This window comes from Streptococcus mitis (assembly GCF_905187495.1).
Classification (GTDB): domain Bacteria; phylum Bacillota; class Bacilli; order Lactobacillales; family Streptococcaceae; genus Streptococcus; species Streptococcus mitis_CU.
The window spans coordinates 39,250-61,776 of record NZ_CAJJIB010000148.1 but is presented as its reverse complement, the minus strand read 5'-3'; the positions used below and the strand labels follow the sequence as shown (position 1 = coordinate 61,776).

General features: G+C 40.9%; 24 protein-coding genes and 3 riboswitches. Of the genes, 4 read left to right on the top strand and 20 right to left on the bottom strand.

The annotated features are described in order from the left end of the window. Window positions 1-35: 35 nt before the first annotated feature. The 9 genes from manA to JQ843_RS06080 form a co-directional block, all read right to left on the bottom strand. Window positions 36-980 (bottom strand): mannose-6-phosphate isomerase, class I, encoded by a 945-nt coding sequence (gene manA / locus JQ843_RS06120; protein WP_203213164.1) that lies wholly within the window; start codon window positions 978-980, stop codon window positions 36-38. 120 nt (window positions 981-1,100) lie between these two features. Further along, window positions 1,101-2,540 (bottom strand): 6-phospho-beta-glucosidase, encoded by a 1,440-nt coding sequence (locus JQ843_RS06115; protein ID WP_203213163.1) that lies wholly within the window; start codon window positions 2,538-2,540, stop codon window positions 1,101-1,103. A 208-nt stretch (window positions 2,541-2,748) separates the two neighbouring features. After that, window positions 2,749-3,009, bottom strand: coding sequence for a SemiSWEET family transporter (locus tag JQ843_RS06110; RefSeq protein WP_203213162.1), 261 nt, complete (start codon window positions 3,007-3,009; stop codon window positions 2,749-2,751). 178 nt (window positions 3,010-3,187) lie between these two features. Continuing rightward, window positions 3,188-3,343 carry a hypothetical protein gene (locus tag JQ843_RS06105; RefSeq protein WP_185755667.1) on the bottom strand — a complete coding sequence of 52 codons (156 nt, stop codon included), beginning with the start codon at window positions 3,341-3,343 and terminating at the stop codon, window positions 3,188-3,190. A 284-nt stretch (window positions 3,344-3,627) separates the two neighbouring features. Further along, entirely contained in the window at window positions 3,628-3,975 is a 348-nt protein-coding gene (locus tag JQ843_RS06100) for a VOC family protein (RefSeq protein ID WP_125456314.1), read from the bottom strand. A gap of 154 nt (window positions 3,976-4,129) precedes the next feature. Beyond that, window positions 4,130-5,905: a pyruvate oxidase gene (gene spxB, locus JQ843_RS06095; protein ID WP_125456313.1), complete on the bottom strand. Its 1,776-nt coding sequence runs from the start codon at window positions 5,903-5,905 to the stop codon at window positions 4,130-4,132. A 322-nt stretch (window positions 5,906-6,227) separates the two neighbouring features. Continuing rightward, window positions 6,228-8,471: a heavy metal translocating P-type ATPase gene (locus JQ843_RS06090; RefSeq protein ID WP_203213161.1), complete on the bottom strand. Its 2,244-nt coding sequence runs from the start codon at window positions 8,469-8,471 to the stop codon at window positions 6,228-6,230. Window positions 8,472-8,480: 9 nt separating this feature from the next. Continuing rightward, window positions 8,481-8,852, bottom strand: coding sequence for a cupredoxin domain-containing protein (locus JQ843_RS06085; protein ID WP_000935059.1), 372 nt, complete (start codon window positions 8,850-8,852; stop codon window positions 8,481-8,483). A 10-nt stretch (window positions 8,853-8,862) separates the two neighbouring features. Beyond that, entirely contained in the window at window positions 8,863-9,258 is a 396-nt protein-coding gene (locus tag JQ843_RS06080) for a CopY/TcrY family copper transport repressor (protein ID WP_203213160.1), read from the bottom strand. A gap of 183 nt (window positions 9,259-9,441) precedes the next feature. Next, window positions 9,442-9,539: riboswitch (TPP riboswitch) on the top strand. Between the two features lie 83 nt (window positions 9,540-9,622). On the opposite strand from JQ843_RS06080, the gene thiD reads away from it, so the two are divergent. Beyond that, the gene (gene thiD, locus JQ843_RS06075) at window positions 9,623-10,414 is read left to right on the top strand and encodes a bifunctional hydroxymethylpyrimidine kinase/phosphomethylpyrimidine kinase (protein WP_045607212.1); all 792 of its coding nucleotides are present in this window, start codon (window positions 9,623-9,625) and stop codon (window positions 10,412-10,414) included. A 148-nt stretch (window positions 10,415-10,562) separates the two neighbouring features. Here the strand turns inward: thiD and thiE (JQ843_RS06070) are convergent, their stop codons facing one another. From thiE (JQ843_RS06070) to lctO, 11 genes are all read right to left on the bottom strand, one after another. After that, a complete protein-coding gene (gene thiE / locus JQ843_RS06070; protein ID WP_203213159.1) occupies window positions 10,563-11,195 on the bottom strand; it encodes a thiamine phosphate synthase in 633 nt (210 codons plus the stop codon). Continuing rightward, the gene (gene thiM, locus JQ843_RS06065) at window positions 11,188-11,991 is read right to left on the bottom strand and encodes a hydroxyethylthiazole kinase (protein WP_203213158.1); all 804 of its coding nucleotides are present in this window, start codon (window positions 11,989-11,991) and stop codon (window positions 11,188-11,190) included. The genes thiE (JQ843_RS06070) and thiM (JQ843_RS06065) overlap by 8 nt, the downstream gene beginning before the upstream one ends. After that, window positions 11,991-12,515 carry an energy coupling factor transporter S component ThiW gene (gene thiW, locus JQ843_RS06060; protein WP_203213157.1) on the bottom strand — a complete coding sequence of 175 codons (525 nt, stop codon included), beginning with the start codon at window positions 12,513-12,515 and terminating at the stop codon, window positions 11,991-11,993. Before thiW ends, thiM (JQ843_RS06065) begins: the two co-directional genes overlap by 1 nt. Window positions 12,516-12,519: 4 nt before the next feature. Beyond that, window positions 12,520-13,212 (bottom strand): thiaminase II, encoded by a 693-nt coding sequence (gene tenA / locus JQ843_RS06055; RefSeq protein ID WP_203213156.1) that lies wholly within the window; start codon window positions 13,210-13,212, stop codon window positions 12,520-12,522. Between the two features lie 10 nt (window positions 13,213-13,222). Next, window positions 13,223-13,873 (bottom strand): energy-coupling factor transporter transmembrane component T, encoded by a 651-nt coding sequence (locus JQ843_RS06050; protein ID WP_045607217.1) that lies wholly within the window; start codon window positions 13,871-13,873, stop codon window positions 13,223-13,225. A 1-nt stretch (window position 13,874) separates the two neighbouring features. Further along, on the bottom strand, window positions 13,875-15,260 hold the full coding sequence (locus tag JQ843_RS06045; protein ID WP_203213155.1) for an ATP-binding cassette domain-containing protein: 1,386 nt from the start codon (window positions 15,258-15,260) through the stop codon (window positions 13,875-13,877). Then, complete coding sequence (locus JQ843_RS06040; protein ID WP_124787765.1) at window positions 15,261-15,821, bottom strand: ECF transporter S component; 561 nt, start codon at window positions 15,819-15,821, stop codon at window positions 15,261-15,263. 145 nt (window positions 15,822-15,966) lie between these two features. Continuing rightward, window positions 15,967-16,055, bottom strand: a riboswitch (TPP riboswitch). Window positions 16,056-16,265: 210 nt separating this feature from the next. Further along, a complete protein-coding gene (thiE, locus tag JQ843_RS06035; RefSeq protein WP_203213154.1) occupies window positions 16,266-16,895 on the bottom strand; it encodes a thiamine phosphate synthase in 630 nt (209 codons plus the stop codon). A gap of 1 nt (window position 16,896) precedes the next feature. Next, a complete protein-coding gene (gene thiM, locus JQ843_RS06030; RefSeq protein ID WP_203213153.1) occupies window positions 16,897-17,679 on the bottom strand; it encodes a hydroxyethylthiazole kinase in 783 nt (260 codons plus the stop codon). A 128-nt stretch (window positions 17,680-17,807) separates the two neighbouring features. After that, window positions 17,808-18,476 carry a TenA family protein gene (locus tag JQ843_RS06025; RefSeq protein WP_203213152.1) on the bottom strand — a complete coding sequence of 223 codons (669 nt, stop codon included), beginning with the start codon at window positions 18,474-18,476 and terminating at the stop codon, window positions 17,808-17,810. A 215-nt stretch (window positions 18,477-18,691) separates the two neighbouring features. Then, a riboswitch (TPP riboswitch) is annotated at window positions 18,692-18,780 on the bottom strand. Between the two features lie 309 nt (window positions 18,781-19,089). Next, window positions 19,090-20,226, bottom strand: coding sequence for an L-lactate oxidase (gene lctO / locus JQ843_RS06020; protein ID WP_000120723.1), 1,137 nt, complete (start codon window positions 20,224-20,226; stop codon window positions 19,090-19,092). 215 nt (window positions 20,227-20,441) lie between these two features. Here lctO and JQ843_RS06015 point away from each other — a divergent pair, with 215 nt between their 5' ends. The 3 genes from JQ843_RS06015 to JQ843_RS06005 are packed head-to-tail and all read left to right on the top strand — an operon-like array spanning window position 20,442 to window position 22,518. Further along, window positions 20,442-21,122 carry an amino acid ABC transporter permease gene (locus tag JQ843_RS06015; protein WP_203213151.1) on the top strand — a complete coding sequence of 227 codons (681 nt, stop codon included), beginning with the start codon at window positions 20,442-20,444 and terminating at the stop codon, window positions 21,120-21,122. Next, window positions 21,082-21,759 carry an amino acid ABC transporter permease gene (locus JQ843_RS06010; RefSeq protein ID WP_203213150.1) on the top strand — a complete coding sequence of 226 codons (678 nt, stop codon included), beginning with the start codon at window positions 21,082-21,084 and terminating at the stop codon, window positions 21,757-21,759. Before JQ843_RS06015 ends, JQ843_RS06010 begins: the two co-directional genes overlap by 41 nt. Beyond that, window positions 21,760-22,518, top strand: coding sequence for an amino acid ABC transporter ATP-binding protein (locus JQ843_RS06005; protein ID WP_084929753.1), 759 nt, complete (start codon window positions 21,760-21,762; stop codon window positions 22,516-22,518). It abuts the gene before it with no gap. Window positions 22,519-22,527 lie beyond the last annotated feature (9 nt).

Genomic DNA, 22,527 nt, shown 5'->3' with positions numbered 1-22,527 from the left:
AAGGACTTGAGTAATGAACTCAGGCCCTTTCTTTTTTATGGATGGCTAACAATCAATTCCAAATCTTGTCCTTCCAAGGTCCAAGCTTCAACATCACTTGGTAGGATAAAGTGGCTACCTTTTTGGATTGGATAGTTTTTTCCGTCAACAGTCAGTTGACCTTGACCAGCTAAGACACTAAACAAGCTGTAGTCAGCTGTCTTTTCGAAGTCAACTTTTCCAGTAATTTCCCACTTGTAAACTGCAAAGAAATCATTGGATACAAGGAGAGTGGAACGCAAATCATCTGCTTTAACAGTTACAGGACGGCTATTTGCAGGCTCACCAATGTTCAAGACATCAATGGATTTTTCAAGGTGAAGTTCACGCAAGTTACCATTATCATCCTTACGGTCAAAGTCATAGACACGGTAGGTTGTGTCACTAGACTGCTGGGTTTCAAGAATCAAGATGCCCGCACCAATAGCATGCATAGTGCCACTTGGTACATAGAAGAAATCTCCAGCTTTAACAGGTACTTTTGTCAGCAAGGCATCCCAGTTCTTGTCCTCGATTTGCTGGCGGAGTTCTTCTTTTGACTTAGCATTGTGACCGTAGATAATCTCTGAACCTTCGTCCGCTGCGATAATGTACCAGCATTCGGTTTTTCCAAGTTCGCCTTCACGCTCGAGTCCATAAGCATCGTCTGGATGAACTTGGACACTGAGCCAGTCGTTGGCATCCAGAATCTTTGTCAAAAGTGGGAATACAGGTTCTGGACGATTGCCAAACAATTCACGGTGTTCTGCATACAAAGTTGCTAGGTCTATTCCCTCGTAACGACCATTTGACACCTTTGAAACTCCATTTGGATGAGCTGAGATGGCCCAATATTCTCCGATTTTTTCACTTGGGATGTCGTATCCAAACTCATCACGTAGCTTGGTACCACCCCAGATTTTTTCTTGCATAACTGATTGTAAAAATAATGGTTCTGACATGTCGATCTCCTGTCTGATTTTTCTCCCCTCATTATAGCAAAAAAAGAGTTCCAGTTGAACTCTTTTTCACATCTTATAAAGTAGGGAGAAGATTTTATAAAAATAGTGAATAAATGTGATCTACTCAATGATTGCACCATTGCTGGCAATGACATCCTTGTACCAGTAGAAGGATTTCTTCTTGCTACGTTTGAGGCTTCCATGACCAGCATTATCTCGATCCACATAGATAAAGCCATAGCGCTTGTTCATTTCGCCTGTTCCAGCTGAAACCAGATCGATACAGCCCCAAGTCGTATAACTAAGCAAGTCAACTCCATCTTGGTAAATGGCATCTCGCATAGCCTTGATGTGAGCTTCTAAGTAAGCAATCCGATAGTCATCTGCTACATAACCATTTTCATCCGGTGTATCCATAGCACCGAGTCCATTTTCTACGATGAACATAGGCTTTTGGTAACGATCCCAGATGGCATTGAGGGTGATGCGAAGGCCAAGTGGGTCAATCTGCCATCCCCATTCTGAGGATTCAAGATAAGGATTTTTGAGAGAGGCAAAAACATTTCCAGCAGTTAATTCTTTAACTTCTGGATCACCTGACGCCACTCGACTTGCATAGTAAGAGAAGGAAACAAAGTCAACAGTATTGTTCTTCAACAAGTCCAGATCCTCAGCCGTCATTTGAATCTCAATCCCCTCACGCTCCCACTGCTTCTTGGCGTAGTTTGGGTATTCCCCACGCGCTTGAACATCAATGAAGAAGTAACTCTTGCGGTCTTCCTCCATGGCTGCCCAGTAGTCTCTTGGATGGGCTGTGTTAGGATAGTATTGCCCTGCAGCCAACATACATCCCACCTTATTTTCTGGGTCAATTTCGTGGGCAATCTTTGTCGCAAGAGCTGAAGCTACCAACTCATAGTGTGCAGCCTGATATTTAACCAGTTCTTGATTTTCTCCTTCTTCAAAACAGAGCCCAGCTCCCATAAAGGGGGCATGGAGAATCATGTTGATTTCGTTGAAGGTAAGCCAATATTTGACCAAACCCTTATAGCGGGTAAAGAGTGTGCGACAAAGTTTTTCATAGAAGTCTAACATCCGACGATTGCGCCAACCACCGTACTCTGTAATCAAGTGCATAGGACAGTCGAAATGAGTGATAGTCACCAGAGGTTGGATACCATACTTGTGGCACTCCTTAAATAAATCCTCATAAAAGGCTAGACCAGCTTCATTTGGCACTGTTTCGTCGCCCTTAGGAAAAATCCGAGTCCAAGCAATGGATAGACGATAAGTCTTAAAGCCCATTTCCGCAAAAAGGGCAATATCTTCCTTGTAATGATGGTACATATCAATAGCTTGCTTGGCTGGGTAAAAATAGCCCTCCTCAAACGAAAACATCTTTTTCTGACCTGTGATAATGGCTTCACGATCTGGACCGATGGGGACGACATCCACATTCGCCAATCCACGACCTTCTAAATTATAAGCACCCTCACACTGGTTGGCAGCTGTCGCTCCGCCCCACAAGAAACCATCCGGAAAAGTCAGTTTTTCGGTCATAACTCTACTCACTTTCTTATTTGCTTGTTCATTTACTTATATTATAACTTATTCTGTAAACCTTTTCTTATAAAATACTGTGACATACTGATACTATTCTACTATTTAAGTTTATCAGATTGTTTTTTAAAAAATTATCCTCTAGAAAAAGTAAATAGCCTCCCCTGAAACAAAAAAGAAGACTGAAAACTAGTCTCCTCTGTTCCTTTTAAATCAAAGCTGTAATAACCGTCACTAGGCCAAAAATAATACCTGGTGCATTAGCTGCTGCAAGGGGAATATCTCTTTCCTTCTTGAAAAGACCGTAGTAAACCCAGAGACTACAGTTGATAGCTGCAACCAAGAGCTGGATGAAGTTCCCTTTTTGACCAGCTAGATTATTCATGATTTGTGGTAAATACGACACATACATCATAATGGACATGAAGGTCGCTACCCAACCCAAAATTTTCATTTGTTTTTCAGACATTTTCAAAACCTCTTTTATTCTTTTATACTTTCTATTTTATAATTTAATACAAAAACAAGCAAGAATTTGGGAATTTTGTTATAAAAATGTAAACTATCACAGCCTTGTGATAAGAAAAAGACCGGATTGCTCCGATCTGTTTGATCCATAAAATGTAAAAATGAATAGCTCTTGTCAATTAATGGATGGACTGATTGATTGTCAATAAGCCGTGGTTAATGATTGCTGCAATATCTTCAAGACCATGCAAAATAAAACTTCCTATAATCAGTCCTATAATAACTGAACAGATAATCATGGTAATACAGATTAGATAAACATCCTTTTTTTGCATCTCTTTCCTCCTACTATCTATTCATGGAGATATTTCAATCCCAAGTTCCAGTGAAATAAGAAAATTCACTTACTACTGCTGTTTAAAAAATATTTCTCCTTTCCATATCAGTCTCATTTTCTACTATTATATTTTTATTATAAGGTTTTAAGAAAACGCTGTCAATAATTCATATGCAATTTCTTTATATTAAAAAGACCGGATTGCTCCGATCTTTCAATAGTTCATATTCTCACATTCTGTTTTTAAGAATGGTTAAGGTTATCTTCAAATGATTAAGCGCCTTATTTCATACGATAAAAATCAATCACTAGACCAGCTGGACCTTTAACTAACAAGGACTCTGTTCCCCAATCGCTTACAGTTGGACCGTTTAAAACCTGGATACCAAGCTCGTTCAACCGTTTGTAGTTCTGGTCTACATCCTCAACCTCGATATGAATAATGATTCCTGACTGAAAATCTTCCAAAGGAATCAAATGATTTTGGGACAACATCAGACAGTGACTGCCAATCGTAAACTGAGCAAAACTGTCATCAACATAATCGGATTTTTTATCCAAAATACGCTCCAAGTCAGCACAGACTTGGGGAACATCGGAAACGATAATATCTAATTGATTTAAATTCATTTACTATCCTCCATAAAAAGACCGGATTGCTCCGATCTTTTTAAGTTTCGCTCTAAGAAAATCAAAGAATAAACAAGGCATCGAACCGCAGGCAGTACTGAAGTACGGCAAGGTGAAGATAACACAGTTTACATTTGATTTTCGACGAGAGAAATTATTTAATTGCGCGTGATTGCAACCCTTCTTCTTCCAAGAAGAGGCGGAATGGTACGAGTTCTTCTGCTTCGTATTTTTCCTTGAAGGCTTTGATTGCTTCTTCTGAGTGAAGTTTTGGATCCAATTCAAGTACTTCTACTGGAAGTGGACGGTGTTCAGTGATGCGAGCATCGATAACAACAGTTTTACCTTCTTTGCTCAATTTAACAGCTTCTGCAACAACTGCATCGATGTCTTCGATACGGTCAACTGTAAATCCAACAGCTCCTTGAGCTTCAGCGATTTTCGCATAGTCAGCATTAGGGAAGTCACAACCAAACAAGTGTTTGTTTGTGTCTTCGTATTTGTCCTTGATGAAGGCATATTTACCATTTGAGAAGACAACGTTGATAACTGGAAGGTCGTATTGAACGTTTGTGATAACGTCTGGGTAGCACATGTTGAATGCACCGTCACCCATGATGTTCCATACTTGGCGATCTGGATTGTCTTTCTTAGCAGCGATACCACCAGGAAGGGCAATACCCATTGTCGCAAAGAGTGGAGATGTACGCCACATGTTCTTAGGTGTCATGTGAAGGTGACGAGTAGATGTTTGAGTAGTGTCACCTACGTCGATTGAGAAGATAGCGTCTTGATCAGCATGTTTGTTGATTGCATTGTAAACTTGATACAATTGCAATTCACCCTCAGTTTTACCTTCGAGTTTGTTCATGTAATCACGCCAGTTTTGGTTGTTCTTAACGTTTGCACGCCACCATGGAGTAGATTCAACTGGATTCACTTTGTCAAGGATTGCTTTCGCTGCTTGACCTGCGTCACCAAGGATTGAAGCGTCAAGGGCGTGACGTTTACCAAGTTTGTAAGGGTCAATATCAACTTGGATGAATTTTTCAGTGTTCTTGAATGCTTCATAAACTTCAGCAAATGGGAAGTTTGAACCAAGGAAAAGAACTGTGTCTGCTTCAAAGACCACTTCGTTGGCTGGTTTCCAACCAACACGGTAAGCAGAACCTGTCAAACCTTCATAGTTCCATTCGAAAGCTTCAAAGTTTTTACCAGTTGTGATGATTGGTGCTTTGATTTTACGTGACAATTCAGTAATCACTTCACCAGCTTTCACACCACCGTAACCAGCATAGATAACTGGACGTTCAGCATTGTTCAAGATTTCAACAGCTTTGTCGATTTCAACTTCGTTCAAAGCAGGAGCGATGAATGAACGCTCGTATGAACCTGATCCATAGTATGAGTTTTCGTCGATTTCTTGGAAACCGAAGTTTACTGGGATTTCAACAACAGCTGGACCTTTTTTAGAAACTGCAGCACGGCAAGCTTCGTCAATAACTTTTGGCAATTGCTCAGCGTAAGCTACACGTTTGTTATATACAGCGATACCGTTGTACATTGGGTTTTGGTTCAATTCTTGGAAAGCATCCATGTTGAGTTCGTTAACTGGACGTGATCCAAGGATTGCTAGGAATGGAGTGTTATCCATAGCTGCATCGTAAACACCGTTAATCAAGTGAGTCGCACCTGGACCACCTGAACCAACTGCAACCCCGATTGAGCCGCCGAATTTAGCTTGCATAACCGCTGCAAGAGCACCTGTTTCTTCGTGGCGAACTTGCAAGAAGCGGATATCTTTGTCTTCAGCCAAAGCGTCCATCAATGAGCTGAGTGTTCCTGATGGGATACCGTAGATTGTGTCTACGCCCCATGTTTTCAATACATTAAGCATTGCTGCAGATGCAGTAATTTTCCCTTGAGTCATAATGATAACTCTCCTTCAAATATTTTTAAATCTACTAAAAAAGGTTTCATATAGTTTTTGAAAACGTTTCAGTAAATTTTTACAATACTAATTTATCACATTTATTTTGACTTTACTAAGAATCTGCTCAGAAGTTTTTATTCTCTATTACAGTACAGTTTGAAAACGTTTTTAGTTTCTGTTTTATAATACTCAATGAAAATCAAAGAGCAAACTAGAAAGCTAGCCGCAGGTTGCTCAAAACACAGCTTTGAGGTTGCAGATAAAGCTGACGTGGTTTGAAGAGATTTTTGAAGAGTATAAAAAGCGAGCAAGCCCGCTTTTAGTCTATTTTACTAAAGTTTAGTAAGAGTGAACTAGTCAGAACAGATACAGAACTAAAGGCCATAGCTAGACCTGCCAGTTCTGGATTGAGGGCCAGTCCAACACCTGAAAAGACTCCTGCTGCAATCGGAATTCCGGCGACATTGTAGATAAAGGCCCAGAAAAGATTGAGCAGAATTCGATGAAAGGTTTTCTTACTCATGTCAAAGGCACGAACCACGCCTAGGAGGTTATTGGTTGTCAACACTAAATCTGCTGACTCAATAGCAATATCTGTTCCAGCTCCCATAGCAATCCCCACATCTGCTACACTGAGGGCAGGAGCGTCATTGATACCATCACCAACAAAGGCTACTTTCCCAGTCGCTTGTAGTTTATGAATTTCATGGGCTTTTTCTTCTGGTAAGACACCTGCAATGACCTCTTCGATTCCGATCTGCTCGGCAATGGCACGCGCCACACCAGCATTATCTCCTGTCAGCATGACTGTTTTAAGACCTCGTTTTTTCAACTGACTGATGGCAAGCTTAGCATTTTCCTTAGGAATATCTTGCAGAGCAAGCAAGCCTTTGATTTCATTCTCAACAGCCAAGAACACAACTGTCTTAGCTTCTTTTTCCAGTTGTTCTAGTTTTTCCTGATAAGTGCTAGAAATATCCATGCCATCCAGCATTTTAGCATTTCCAAGCAAAACTTGTTTTCCATTGATTTGCCCTGAAACACCTTTTCCGTGCAAGGCTTGGAAATTTTCCACAGTGTGAAGCTCAAGTCCAGTTTCAGTCGCTCGCTTAACAATAGCCTCAGCCAATGGGTGTTGAGAAGCTTCTTCCAAGGAAGCTGCCAATCCAAGCACTTCTACTTCGTCGCCGATGATATCTGTGACCACAGGTTTCCCTTCCGTCAAAGTTCCTGTCTTATCAAAAACAATAGTTTGGACTTTCTGGATTTCCTGTAGAACCGTTCCATTTTTGAGGAGAACTCCCATCTTGGCACTGCGACCTGTCCCCACCATAAGGGCTGTCGGTGTTGCAAGTCCCAATGCACAAGGGCAGGCGATAATCAAAACCGCCACTCCGTAGAGAAGAGAGGACACAAAGCTAGCTCCAAGCACGACCACACTATCCCTGAGCAAGACGAACCAAACCCAAAAGGTCACAATCCCTAAAATGACAACTGCTGGGACAAAAATTCCTGAAATCTTATCCGTCAAGTCCTGAATCGGCGCACGACTGGTTTGAGCTTTCTTCACAAAATCCACAATCTGAGCCAAAACAGTCTCTGAACCAACTTTTTCTGCTCTAAAAACAAGTGTTCCACTATTATTGATGGTTGAACCAATGACGGTATCTCCAACTGTCTTGTCCACAGGCAGACTCTCACCTGTCACCATAGACTCATCAATACTAGAGATACCTTCTACTACGACACCATCAACCGCAATCTTTTCACCGGGACGCACTCGAATCAGGTCACCTACCTTGACTTGCTCCAAAGGGACTTGAACATAGTTATCCTCACGCAAGACTTCTGCAGTTTTAGCCTGCAAGTCAAGTAATTTCTCCACAGCTTGGGAAGTATTTTTCCGCATTTTCTCCTCAAAAACGGCTCCCATAAGAACGAAGAAGAAGATAAATGCAGCACTTTCAAAGTAAACGGGGAGGCCAGCGAAGAGGGCAACTAAGCTATAGAAATAGGCCACTAGGGTTCCCAGAGCAACCAAGGTATCCATGTTGGCATTGTGCTTTTTAAAACTAGCCCAAGCACTTTGGATATAAGGACCACCTGCTACTAGCATAATCGGTGTTGTGGCTAAAAAGGTGCCCCAACGCATGACTTGGTGACTAATTCCTCCTGTCGACATCCCAATCATGAGGATCACAAGAGGCACAGTAAAGATACTAGTAATCCAAAAACGCTGTAAAAGTGATAGAGATTTTCGAGTCTTCTCAACAACTGTATAACTTGCCTTTTGCATCTTCATACCACAAGAAAATTCATGTTGACCTAATTCTTGAGGTGTAAAACGAATGACTTTCTCCTCATCTACGCCGATTGGTTCCAAGATGCCTTCTTCTTCAAACAGAATTTCCTTATAACAGTTTGAAGGTGTCACACGGTGAAAGGTGATCTCAGTAGGAACTCCTTTTTGCAGTTGAATGTGGGCTGGATGGTAGCCTTTGTCTGCCGTGATACGAATTTTTTGAACACCATTTTCAAGACTTGCTTTTACAATTTCAGTCATATCATTCTCCTATTCTACAATCATCTTACCGTGCATCATATTCATGCCACAAGAGAAACCATACTCTCCAGCCTGCTCAGGCGTGATTTCCACTATATACTCTTCCCCCATAGGCAGGTCCGCATGTACACCAAAATCTGGAAAAACAATTTGGTCCAGACAGGGTGAAGGGTCCTTACGGTCAAAGACAATGCGTGCTGGCACTGATTTCTTGAGGATAATCAACTCAGGCGTATAGCCCCCCATGACCTCCACTCGAATCTCTTGGTAGCCGTTTTTTTGCTGGGCCTTTTGTCCAGATTTTTCAGGCTTTTTGAAAAACCAAAACAAGATAAAGGCGATAAGGGCAATACAAATAATGGTTACAATGCTATTTAACATGACGTCTCCTTTACATACAATTACATTTTACTTCTGTTACAGCACTTGATTTCTTCTCAGAAATCACAGCTTCCAAGTCTTCCAAGTCAGCCTTAGTAAAATCACATTCAGCAATCAAATCAGCCAACAAGTTCTTAATCCTACGGGAACAAACCTTATCCTTGATATCTTGGACAAGCAAGTCTCGGCTTTGGTCTAGAGTTAAAAGCGCCGAATAAACAAAGGACTTACCTTCTTTTTTCCTTGTCAGACACTCTTTCTCAACCAAACGAGCCAAAAGAGTTTGAATGGTTGACTTGGACCAGTCGAATCGCTCAGCCAGAACCCTGATCAAATCCGTACTAGTCTGCTCTCCTTGCATCCAAATAATCTTCATGACCTGCCATTCTGCATCTGAAATCTGCATAATCACACCTCCAAAATCTACATTTGTCGATTACAATTATCAGTATACTCTTAAAATCTACATTTGTCAACTATGAAATTAATCTTTTCTTTGAAAATTTGAATTTTAACCATTTGATAAAGGATTTTCAGTCAAATCTTACTATATAAACTATAAAAATATGCTATACTAAAGAAAAAAGAAAACAACCACTAGGGGTGCGTAAAGCTGAGATTAACAACTGTTAGACCCTTTGACTCAATCTAGGTAATGCTAGCTGATGGAAGTGGAAATGATAATGTGGACTAGCAGTCTTCTATTACCTTTCTAAAACAGACTAGCTTGTTCTTAAGAATACAAACTTCAGTTGGTTGGGAGGTTTTAGATGACTTATTTACCCGTTGCTTTGACCATTGCAGGTACTGACCCTAGCGGTGGGGCTGGCATTATGGCTGACTTAAAGTCGTTCCAAGCTAGAGATGTCTATGGAATGGCCGTTGTGACCAGTCTTGTCGCTCAAAATACCAGAGGCGTTCAATTGATCGAGCACGTTTCTCCTCAAATGTTGAAAGCTCAATTGGAGAGTGTCTTTTCGGATATCAAGCCTCAGGCTGTAAAAACTGGGATGTTGGCAACTACCGAAATCATGGAAATCATCCAACCCTATCTTAAAATGCTGGACTGTCCCTACGTCCTTGACCCTGTTATGGTCGCAACAAGCGGAGACACCCTGATTGATGCGAGTGCCAGAACCTACCTAAAAACAAACCTGCTTCCACTTGCAACCATCATCACTCCGAATCTTCCTGAGGCAGAAGAAATTGTTGGTTTTTCAATCCATGATCCTGAAGACATGCAGCGTGCTGGTCGCCTGATTTTAAAAGAATTTGGTCCTCAGTCTGTTGTTATTAAAGGTGGGCATCTCGAAGGCGGTGCCAAGGATTTCCTCTTTACCAAGGAGGACCAATTTGTCTGGGAAAGTCCACGAATTCAAACCTGTCATACACATGGTACTGGATGTACCTTTGCTGCAGTGATTACTGCTGAACTAGCCAAGGGTAAAAATCTTTATCAGGCAGTTGATAAGGCCAAGGCCTTTATCACAAAAGCCATCCAAGACGCCCCTCAACTCGGTCATGGTTCTGGCCCAGTCAACCATACAAGCTTTAAAGATTAAAAAAACTCTCTAGTTCCCACTTTAAGGGAATTAGAGAGTTTTTATACTTCTTCAAACCACGTCAACTTTATCTGCAACCTCAAAGCTGTGTTTTGAGCAGCCCGCGACTAGCTTCCTAGTTTGCTCTTTGATTTTCATTGAGTATTAATTAGAAAATAATGTCATCCAACTTTGTTAAGAAGGCTTGCGTTTTTGCCTCTATATCTTCTGCCTGCATCAAATCACGCACTACAGCTACACCAGCTATACCCGTGCCGATAAGTTGGTCAATATTCTCTGATGTCAAGCCGCCAATAGCAACTACTGGAATGGCGACCCTTTGGCAAATTGTCTTCAAGGTTGAAATCAGGGTGATAGGCGCATTTTCCTTGGTCGTAGTCGGGAAAATGGCTCCTGTCCCCAAGTAATTCGCCCCTCCTTCTTCTGCCTCGAGGGCTCTTTTTACAGTTTTAGCGGTGACACCGAGGATTTTTTCAGGACCCAAGACTTGTCTGGCAACCGAAACTGGTAGTTCATCGTCTCCGATATGCAGACCAGCAGCATCAACTGCGAGACAGACATCCAAGCGATCATCGATTATCAAGGGTACCTGATAGGAATCTGTTATTTCCTTGACTTGTTTTGCCAGTTGATAATATTGATTGGTTGTAAGATTTTTTTCTCGCAATTGGACTATAGTAACCCCTGAACGGCAAGCCGTCTCAACCTTTTCAAGAAAGCTTTCCAAGGAATCTTGGTAGCGATTGGTTACTAGATACAGTCTAAGCGCCTCTCTATTCATAAACATCTCCTTTGATGGCATCTAGCCAATTTTCATCTCTTTTGAGGAGCGAAAGCTGATTGAGTACTTGGTATCGAAAATCTTCCAATCCCATTCCTTGAACAACTATTCTCTCAGCGGAGATATTGAGATAAGAAACCGCTAGGAAAGAAGCTTCAAAGGCAGCCTTTCCTTGGCTGAGAAAAACAGCTGTTAAAGCTCCAACCAAGTCTCCTGTCCCTGTTATCCAGTCTAATTCAGCACAGCCATTTCCCAGTACAGCGACCTGATTCTTCGAAACGATGAGGTCCTTAGGGCCTGTGACTAAGAATGACATACCTGGATAGATCTGACACCAGTCTTTCAAGACTTGAAGCAAATCCTCAGTTTCTTGATCTTTAGCACTCGCATCTACCCCAACGCCGTGGTGTTTTAAGCCAACAAGACTTCGGATTTCCGACATATTTCCTTTAAGTACCGTAGGTCTATAGTCTAAAAGGTCTTTAACTAAGCTCTTACGAATGGATGAAACTGTTACGCCAACTGCATCTACTACCATTGGAAGACAAACTTGATCTGCATAAGAAGCTGCCATACGGATTGCTTTTTCCTTCTCAGCTGACAAATGCCCCAAATTGATGAAGAGTGCCTGGCTTTGCTTAGTAAAATCAAGAACCTCACGGGGGTCATCTGCCATAACTGGTTTACATCCCAGAGCCAAAATCCCATTTGCCAGCATCTCACAAGAAATCTCATTGGTAATACAGTGAATTAAGGAACTAGAGCCTATAGGAAAGGGATTTGTAAATGCCTGCATCAGTCTATCCTTTCAACAAAGAAATATCCCTGCACTTTTTTAAAGAATTCCTGCTTGATTAAAAATCGAAAGGCAATAAAGGAAATCGCTGTACCAATCAAGGTTGCTCCGAAAAATCGAGGGGTGTAGATAAACCAGCTAAGCTTAGCGGCCGATCCTGTAAAGAGTACCATAACAGGATAGGAAACAATTGAACCAATAATACCTGTTCCCAAAATTTCTCCCAAAGCAGAAAAGTAAAATTTTCGACCATACTTATAAAAGAGACCTGCTAGAAGGGCTCCAAAAGTCGCTCCTGTGAGAGCTAAAGGCGGAATCCCTTGAGTCGTCATACGGATAAAGGCTGTCACTGTAGCCATAGCCAAAGCATAAACAGGTCCCATCATGATTCCTGCTAGAATATTGACTACACTGGACATCGGTGCCATTCCCTCAATCCGAAAGATAGGTGTAAGGACTACATCAAGGGCAATCATCATAGATAAAATGGTTAATTTGTGAACTTGCAATTGGTTCTTTCTCATATTTCTATTCTTCTCCTGTTTCTAAAGACTGTAAATCGCTCTTCCATGTCTGGTGTTGGTAGGCCATTTCCCAAAACTTAGCTTCCATATGAACACTGATGTGGAAGGCATCTAGCATTTTTTTCTTGTCTGTCTCGTCACTTTCTCGATAGAGTTGATTGACCAGAGCCCCTTCCTCTCTGATTTGCTGCTCCAACTCATCCGTAATATAAGTTTCAATCCATTGTTGGTAGAGAGGATTTGGTGATGGTTTAAGATTAAGTGATTTGCCTATATCATGGTATAACCAAGGACAAGGCAGCAAACTTGCAAAAGCAATGGCTAAGTTCGGCTCTGCAAATTGCCGATAAATATGCGAGATATAATGATAGCAGGTTGGAGCGATTGGATGTTGCTCCATTTCCTGATCGCTGATTTCCAATTCCTTGAAAAATTGTTGGCGGATAAATAACTCACCCTCCACTAGACTCTGGGCATTTTGTTTTAAGAGTCTTTTCATCTCTTGATTTGAAGTCTTATCAGCCAAGAGGTGATAGGCTTCTGAGAAGGCCTTCAAATAGTAGGCATCCTGAATCAAGTAATAGCGAAAGATGGACAGGTCTAAATTTCCCTCTTGCAACTGTAAAACAAAGGGATGATGAAAGGAGGCCTGCCAAGCTTCCTTGGATAATTCCATCGCAATATCTGTAAATTCCATAATAACTCCTTTATAAAAATAGACTGGTTTGAAGCAATAAAAAGAAAAGCAAGTAGATGAATATTGTCCTTTGAGGAATATAAAAAGTCCGATAGCTATTCTCCACCTGTGCATGCTCGTCATATCCATGCGCCGATAGAGCTCTCAGGTAAAGATGGCGCCATCTAAAGACTGTCATCAGAACCTTACTGTAAATCAAGGGCGACCAAAAATGTAGTTCTTGACCACGTAATAGGCAAGCTTCCTTGAGAGATTTGATTTCTTGCTGAATGAGGGGGAAGGAATTGAATACCACAATCAAGGCATAGGACCAAGAGCGTGATAACCCCTTTTGAGCCAAGTACAAGAGAAGCTCTTTTAGGGAAATAGAGGAAACAAAGACAAGACCAATACAAACGGTCACAAAAGCCCTCGTTCCAAGCATGACTGCCTGCGAAGCATCTCCATGTAACTGAACTGCCCAGTAGTTGGCCAAGGATGGCAAAATGGCGAGCAGAATCATCCAAGCCAATACTTTAAATCGACGGTAATAGAGCATAAAGAGAATACAAAATGCAACTACCGAGAGATTAAGAGCAATCGAAGGAATGAAAGATGTTTCCAGCGATAAAATCAGCAAGAAGAGACTGATAATCGGTGTCTGGGTTGCTACTTTGACCATACTATCTCACCTCCCTTTGAGCATTGCTACTCTGAGATGTGAGTGGTTTGGTAATTGTCACTTCTTTCACATGACCGAGCCCCTGACTAGTCATCTCAATCCAATAATCAACCACAGAGATCAAGGGATCTAAACGATGGCTAATGATCAGAAAACTTCTTCCTTGATTTCTCTCCTCCAGAATCCACTGACAAAAATAATGGCAAGCTCTATCATCCAAACCTGCAAAAGGTTCGTCTAGCAAGATCACAGAAGCCTTGCTAGTCAAGATGGTCAAGAGCTGAAGAATCTTTTGCTGGCCACCACTTAATTGATAGGGGCTCTTATCGAGTACCTGCTCCAAATCAAAATATCGTAAAGCTTGGAAAATTCGCTGATTTCTTTCAGAATCAGGTCCATCTAATTGAAGTTCCTCTCGCAGACTGACTCGGATAAACTGCTTCTCAGCCTCCTGAACAACACCCGTCAAGTCACGATACAGGCTCTTTTTCTTTTTGAGAACCGAACCCTTCCAAGTAATACACCCCTTATACTTTTGAAATTGAAGAATAGACCGAAAGAGGGTTGATTTCCCGACACCATTGTCACCCAAAATACAGGAAATTCCTTGGTAAAATGTGAAATCAGCAATCGAAAAGAGGGGGCGCTTATCCAGCTCACAAGTCACACGATCCATATGGAATAGTTCTGGACTAGAAGCAACTTCCTTTGAAGAAACCTGTGTCAGCTCAGAGGTAGGGATTTGATTTATTTTCCTTAGTTGTCCGTCTCTTAGCTCCACCATATGGTCGATATAGGCTTCATAATCAGATAAATCATGGTCGCACAAAATAACTGTCTTCCCATCAGAGACCAACTCTTTTAGAATCTCCAATATCTCTATCCTACTCTTGCGGTCAATGGAAGCAAAAGGCTCATCCAAGAGATAGACCCTAGGATTCATAGCAAAGAGAACAGCCAAAGCAGCCTTTTGCTTTTCCCCACCTGATAAGTGATGAATTGGACGGTGCAAAATCGCCTTGCAGCGACATTGCTGGACAACATCTGCTATTTTAGAATCAATTTCCTGAACGGGATGCCCAATATTTTCCAAGGTAAAAATTAGCTCCTCAAACAAGTTCTCCATGGTAAATTGATGATTGGGATTTTGAAAGAGGATACCAACCGTCTGGAAACGTTCGATGATAGAAAGCTGACTGACCTCGCTCCCATTTATCAGGACTTGACCGCTATAGGGAAGAGAACTGACTTGAGCAATAATTTGAAAGAGGGTTGATTTACCCGAACCACTTTTTCCAACCAATAACGTAAAGGCTTGGGACTGAAATGTAAAATCAATCGGCTTTGTGAAAGAGGGATAGGCAATCCCCTTCAATTCCACCCCCATCTATGCTTTACCCCCGGCTGAAAACTGATGGTAAAGTTTGACAATGGCACGAACCAAGATGGTACAGAAGAAAAAGACGGAAATAAAGCGCACCACAAGCAAGGAAAGGACAAAAGGAAGGGAGAAGGCGTAGTAACCTAACTTAATGTATTCATAGACAAAGCTAACAAGCGTAATCCCAATACTATTGGCAGTTAGAGAGAGCCAACTTTCATAGCGATTCTTGGTTACGATAAAACCAAGTTCACTTCCCAAACCTTGAACCAAGCCAGACAAAAGGGCACCTAGACCGAATTGGCTACCATAAAGGACTTCAGCAAGCGCAGCTAGCACTTCTCCAATCGTTGCGCTTCCGACTCTTGGAACAAAGATGGCCGCAATGGGCGCAGCCATACACCAGAGACCAAAGAGGATTTCATTGGCAAAAGCCTGTAAACCAAGAGGGGCTAAAATCAGAGTGAGGATATCAAACAGATAGCCCGATCCCACAAAAACGCCACCAAAAAAGATAGACAAGAAAGCAAGTAAGATAACATCTTTTAAACGCCATTTTTCAAACATAAAAACTCCTTTTAGACAATTGGGCATTTAAGAGATACTACCATCATACTCTGCATCTAGTCTATCTAGTAAAAACAAAAAACTCTAATTACACACAAGAATTAGAGTTCAGCTTACAAGATTAGATGGTTAGTTTCTATAAATACAAAACCATTTCACATTTCCCTTCGCCAGTCTTAACTGTATCAGGTTCAATGGGTATCATCTCAGCCTAAAGCACCCCAAATGTCTTTATTATTTAATTATATAAATATTATAACAAACGATTTTTTCCAGTTCAAGAAATTGAACTGGGAAACACACTCTTGCACTCACAAAGATAGCAAGTCTTTCTTTTACAAAAACCAAATGTCTTGTTTGATAGATTAGCTATTTAAACTGAATCTGGACATATCTTTTTAGAAAAGGAAAACTTCCACTTACTTAGAATCCAAGGATAGATACCTATTGTTCACTCATTTCTCGAACAGTTTTTTCTATATTTTTTGCATACGATATTGCTGAAATGATTGAAACACCATCTATATTGGTCTGTATAATGTCTTTAATATGTTGCGTCTGTATCCCACCAATTGCAACTAAGGGCATTTGTGGCAGTAGTTTTCTCATCAATTTAAGACCTTCATAACCTATAGCACCACCAGCATCATCCTTTGATTGGGTATCAAATACAGGACCAACACCGACATAATCTACATATTCAACTTTTGATTGTTGAAATTCTTCCTCGTTTTTTATAGAAAGACCAATTATTTTATCTGGCATCAATTTTCTAATTTCATCAACTCCAAGGTCATCCTGTCCTACATGTACGCCATCAGCGTCAATTTCCATTGCCAAATCAATATCATCATTAACAATAAACGGAACATTGTATTTTTTACAAAGATCCTGTAGTTTAATTGCTAATTCGACTTTTTCTTTACCTTTCAGGGCTCCCTCACCTTTTTCACGGAATTGAAATAAGGTTATACCACCTTTTAAGGCTTCCTCGACGACTGTATATAGATTTTTTCCCTGGCAAGTAGTCGTTCCACAAATAAAATATAGTTTTAGTAATTCTTTATGAAACATTTTACTTCACTCTTTTGAATTTCTTTATATCTTCGTCTGTAATCTCGTATAAGGCATTTATAAATTCAACTTTAAAGGTACCTGGAAGATGCCCATTTGGACGTTTTTCTGCCATTTCTCCAGCGATATTGTAAACCAACATTGCTGTTTCTAATGATTTCAACTCTTGACCTTTTTCAAGTCCGATAAAGCTTGCTACTACAGCACCTAATAAGCATCCTGTCCCAATAACTTTTGGCATCATGGCACTACCATTATGAATCGTTACCACTTCTCCATTTACCGCAATGGCATCCACTTCACCTGTTACTATTATAGGGATATTGAACTTCTCATTTGCTGCTAGAGCAATTTCGTCAATATTATCTACACCCGCACTATCTACTCCTTTAGATGCCACATTTATTCCTACTAAAGAGGCAATCTCGCCAGCATTTCCTCTAATCGCTGCTAGTTTGTAATTGTTAATTAGATCATCTGCTACTTTTTTTCTATATTCTCCTGCTCCACAGGCTACAGGATCTAAAACTGCTGGGACATTATATTTCTCTGCAATTTTCAAAGCAGCTTGGTATAATTTCCAATTTTCATCTGTCAATGTTCCTATGTTTATTAATAAACCTCCAGCATACTTTAACAAATCCTCTAAATCTGCAGGAAACTCACTCATAGCTGGTGATGCACCCAGTGCTACTAATCCATTTGCTGTGAAATTTTTTACTACATCATTGGTGATGCAAATGACCAAAGGTGCTTTTTCTTTTAATAATTTTAAACTTGTCATATTGAAATCCTTCCTTTTCACTTTATACGATCTACTGATTTCGATTTATCTCTATCTTTCGTTAAGAAATTTTTTTATTTACATTGAATAATTTACCTCATCAAATTTGTAAATATCCTAAACCTTCTCTAGGCGTCGTAACCAATATCAAAAAAGGCTAATTCTAAAGCGACTGCTTGGTTCCAGCGTTGCTGAAGTTCTGTCAAATCTTCTAGACCTTTCCCGACACGATTAAGTTCGTCAACCAGAAATTGAACCCACTCTGCAAAGAAAGGACCTCTGTGGAGATTGATCCATTCCGAATGAATATAGGCTTCAGGTAGAACCAAATCTTTAGAACCCCAGTCTAAATAGAGACCTTCTGCAATGACCAGCATGATCAAAAGATGAGCATAATCTGATGATGACACAGCAGAATACATAAGCTCCTGAAAGGCTTTTGTTACAGGATGCAAGGTCACTTCCAGATAGTCATTCTCAGATACTTTTAACTCTTTGAAAGCCTTCTGGAAATAACCGTCTTCATCTGCTTCAAGAAAACCTAGTTGCTTGGCAAAACGAAGCTTGGATTCAAGCTGGTCTGCGTGGGCTACGCATGCACCCAGCATGGATAAGAAGGCATCAAAGAAGTGATAATCTTGAATTAGGTAGTCTTTTAAGACCTTATTCTCAATTGTCCCCGCAAAAAGTTCCTTAATAAAACGATGATTGATTGCAGCCTGCCAATCCTTCTGACTGCTTTTTAATAATTCTCCAACAGTCAAACCTGGCTCAAATGCATAGTCTTGTGTTTCCATATTTACTTTTCCTCTCTTTACTCGTTCGTAATCAACAAAACATCAAGAAAATCCTAGTTTTACTTGACCTTTTTAAAGAAAATCAAGGGCGTTCAAGAAGAGCTACCTAAAAGCTTTGTATCACCTTCATCCAGCTTATATAAACAAAAAAACTCCAATTACAATCAATAATTAGAGTTGACTTACAAGATTAGATCGTTCATTTCGCCATACGAAAAAAACTATTCACATTTCCCTTCGCCAGTCTTAACTGTATCAGGTTCAATGGGTATCATCTCAGCCTAAAGCACCCCAAATGTCTTTATTATTTAATTACTGCACCAGTATAGCAAAAAATGAAAGCCCTAGCAAGATATTTGATTGAAAAATATATTTATATTGTTTTTGATGCGATTTTCCTTTATTAAAACGTTTAATACTCAATGAAAATCAAAGTGCAAACTAGGAAGCTAGCCGCAGACTGTTCAAAGCACTGCTTTGAGGTTTCAGTCACATATATAATCCAAGGGGTTTGAAGAGATTTTCGAATATAATCCAAGGGGTTTGAAGAGATTTTCGAAGAGTATAAAACACAAGCAAAAACCTCCACATCAAGTGGAGGCAAGCTGTTTTATCAATACAATTTTAAGTCGCGTGGGTCAACTGGGAAGGTTGGGTTGTATGGGTTATGACGAAGTTTAAAATGTTTAACATCTTCAATAGTCTGAGTTCCAGACAACTGCATAACTGTCTTCAATTCCGCATTCAAGTGTTCAAAGACTTGACGCACACCAACACTACCACCGAGAGCCAAACCATAGATAACCGGGCGGCCAATAGCTACCAAGTCTGCTCCTGAAGCCAAGGCTTTAAAGACGTGTTGACCACGACGAATACCTGAGTCAAAGACAATTGGTACGCGTTTGTCAACTGCTTCTGCTACTTCTTGAAGTGAATCAAAGGCAGCTGGACCACCGTCGATTTGGCGGCCACCGTGGTTGGTTACCCAGATACCAGAGGCACCTGCAGCAAGTGAACGTTCAACATCCTCACGGCATTGTGGTCCCTTGACATAAACAGGAAGTCCTGAGTATTCAGCGATAAATTCTACATCACGTGGAGACAAGCGTTGTTTAGCTGATTTGTAAACAAAGTCCATTGATTTTCCAGCACCTTCTGGCAGATATTCTTCAACAATCGGCATGCCAACTGGGAAGACAAAACCATTACGCTTATCAACCTCACGATTGCCCCCTACCGTAGCATCTGCCGTTAAGACAATCGCTTTATAACCTTCAGCCTTCACACGGTCCATGATATGGCGATTGATACCGTCATCCTTACTAAAGTAAAATTGGAACCAATGTGGTGTCCCTTGAAGGGCTTCCGTAATTTCTGGAAGATCGACAGTAGAGTAGGAACTGGTTGTATAGAGGGAACCAAACTCATGCACACCACGCGCAGTCGCCACTTCACCCTGTTCATTTGCCAATTTATGAGCCGCAACAGGCGCCATAATGATTGGTGAAGACAATTTTTCACCTGCAAATTCAATCTCAGTACTTGGATTTTCTACATTGCAAAGTGTATGAGGAACGATGAGTTTGTGGTTAAAGGCACGAATATTCTCACGCAAAGTGAAAGTATCTTCCGCCCCACTAGCGATGTAGCCAAATGCTGCTTTAGGAATAACCTGTTGCGCCATTGGCTCCAAATCATAGGTATTGATGAAGTCTACATGACCTTCTGCATTGCTTGTTTTGTATGACATAAAATGCCCTCCTTAATAAGTAAGCGTTTACTTTGTATATTACAAAAATATCATAACTCTTTTTTCAAAACTTTTCAAATATTTTGTTTGGAAATTTCAGAAATTTTATGTCTATGATAAAAAATCCTTATAACGGCAATAAAAAATAGATATTATCCAAAGAAGATTTTAAGTGCTACAATAACTGTATTATTTCTAGATGGGAGGTTCTATTTTTGGATTGGTCCATTGTTGAACAATATCTACCACTATATCAAAAGGCATTCTTTCTAACCTTGCATATTGCAGTTTGGGGAATTTTGGGATCCTTTCTGCTCGGTTTAATCGTTAGTATCATCCGACATTATCGAATCCCTGTTTTGGCGCAAGTAGCGACAGCCTATATTGAATTGTCACGTAATACGCCCCTTTTGATTCAACTCTTCTTTCTCTACTTCGGTCTTCCTAGAGTAGGGATTGTCCTATCTTCAGAAGTCTGTGCTACTCTGGGACTTATCTTTTTAGGAGGCTCCTATATGGCAGAATCTTTTCGAAGTGGGCTGGAAGCTGTTAGTCAAACCCAGCAGGAGATAGGATTGGCCATTGGTCTGAGACCTGTACAGGTCTTTCGCTATGTAGTTTTTCCGCAAGCAACAGCGGTTGCTCTACCATCTTTTAGTGCTAATGTCATTTTCCTCATCAAGGAAACCTCTGTTTTCTCAGCAGTGGCTTTGGCCGACCTCATGTACGTCGCCAAGGACTTGATTGGGCTCTACTATGAGACAGACATTGCGCTAGCTATGTTGGTAGTTGCTTATCTGATAATGCTTTTACCCATCTCACTGGTCTTTAGCTGGATAGAAAGGAGGCTCCGCCATGCAGGATTCGGGAATCCAAGTACTCTTTCAGGGAAATAATCTCCTGAGAATCTTACAGGGATTGAGCGTTACGATTGGCATATCCATCCTGTCTGTCCTCTTATCCATGATGTTCGGAACAGTCATGGGAATCATCATGACTTCCCATTCTAGAATCGTACGATTTTTAACACGATTGTATCTGGAATTTATCCGTATCATGCCCCAACTGGTGTTGCTCTTCATCGTTTACTTTGGCTTGGCTCGAAACTTTAATATCAATATCTCAGGTGAGACTTCAGCTATTATCGTTTTTACCCTCTGGGGAACGGCTGAAATGGGAGACTTGGTACGTGGAGCCATCACTTCCCTCCCTAAGCATCAGTTTGAAAGTGGACAGGCGCTAGGTTTGACCAATGTTCAACTTTACTACCACATTATCATCCCACAAGTCTTGAGAAGACTGCTACCGCAGGCCATTAACCTTGTCACTCGGATGATCAAAACCACTTCCTTAGTCGTATTGATTGGAGTTGTAGAGGTTACCAAAGTTGGACAACAAATCATTGATAGCAATCGCCTGACCATCCCAACCGCTTCCTTTTGGATTTATGGAACCATTCTGGTCTTGTATTTCGCAGTCTGCTTCCCTATTTCCAAACTATCCACTCACTTAGAAAAACATTGGAGGAACTAAATGTCTGAAACTATCCTAGAAATCAAGGAACTAAAAAAATCCTTCGGAGACAATCCCATCCTCCAAGGACTTTCTCTAGAAATCAAAAAAGGGGAAGTTGTTGTTATCCTAGGACCATCTGGTTGTGGGAAAAGTACCCTCCTTCGTTGCCTCAATGGCTTAGAAAGTATTCAAGGTGGAGATATCCTGCTGGATGGTCAGTCTATCGTTGAAAATAAAAAAGATTTTCACCTAGTTCGCCAAAAGATTGGCATGGTATTTCAAAGCTATGAACTCTTTCCCCATCTGGATGTCCTACAAAACCTCATCCTAGGCCCTATCAAGGCTCAGGGAAGAGACAAGAAGGAAGTAATGGAAGAAGCTCTGCAACTACTGGAGCGTGTCGGTTTACTAGACAAACAACATAGCTTTGCGCGTCAATTATCTGGTGGACAGAAGCAACGGGTTGCAATTGTCCGTGCTCTCCTCATGCATCCAGAAATCATCCTTTTTGACGAAGTGACTGCTTCGCTGGATCCAGAAATGGTGCGTGAGGTTCTGGAACTTATCAATGATTTGGCCCAAGAAGGCCGTACCATGATTTTAGTAACCCACGAAATGCAGTTTGCCCAAGCAATTGCCGATCGGATTATCTTCCTCGACCAAGGGAAAATTGCTGAAGAAGGAACGGCTCAAGCCTTCTTTACCAATCCGCAAACCAAACGAGCTCAGGAATTTTTAAACGTCTTTGACTTTAGCCAATTTGGCTCATATCTATAAAGGAGATTT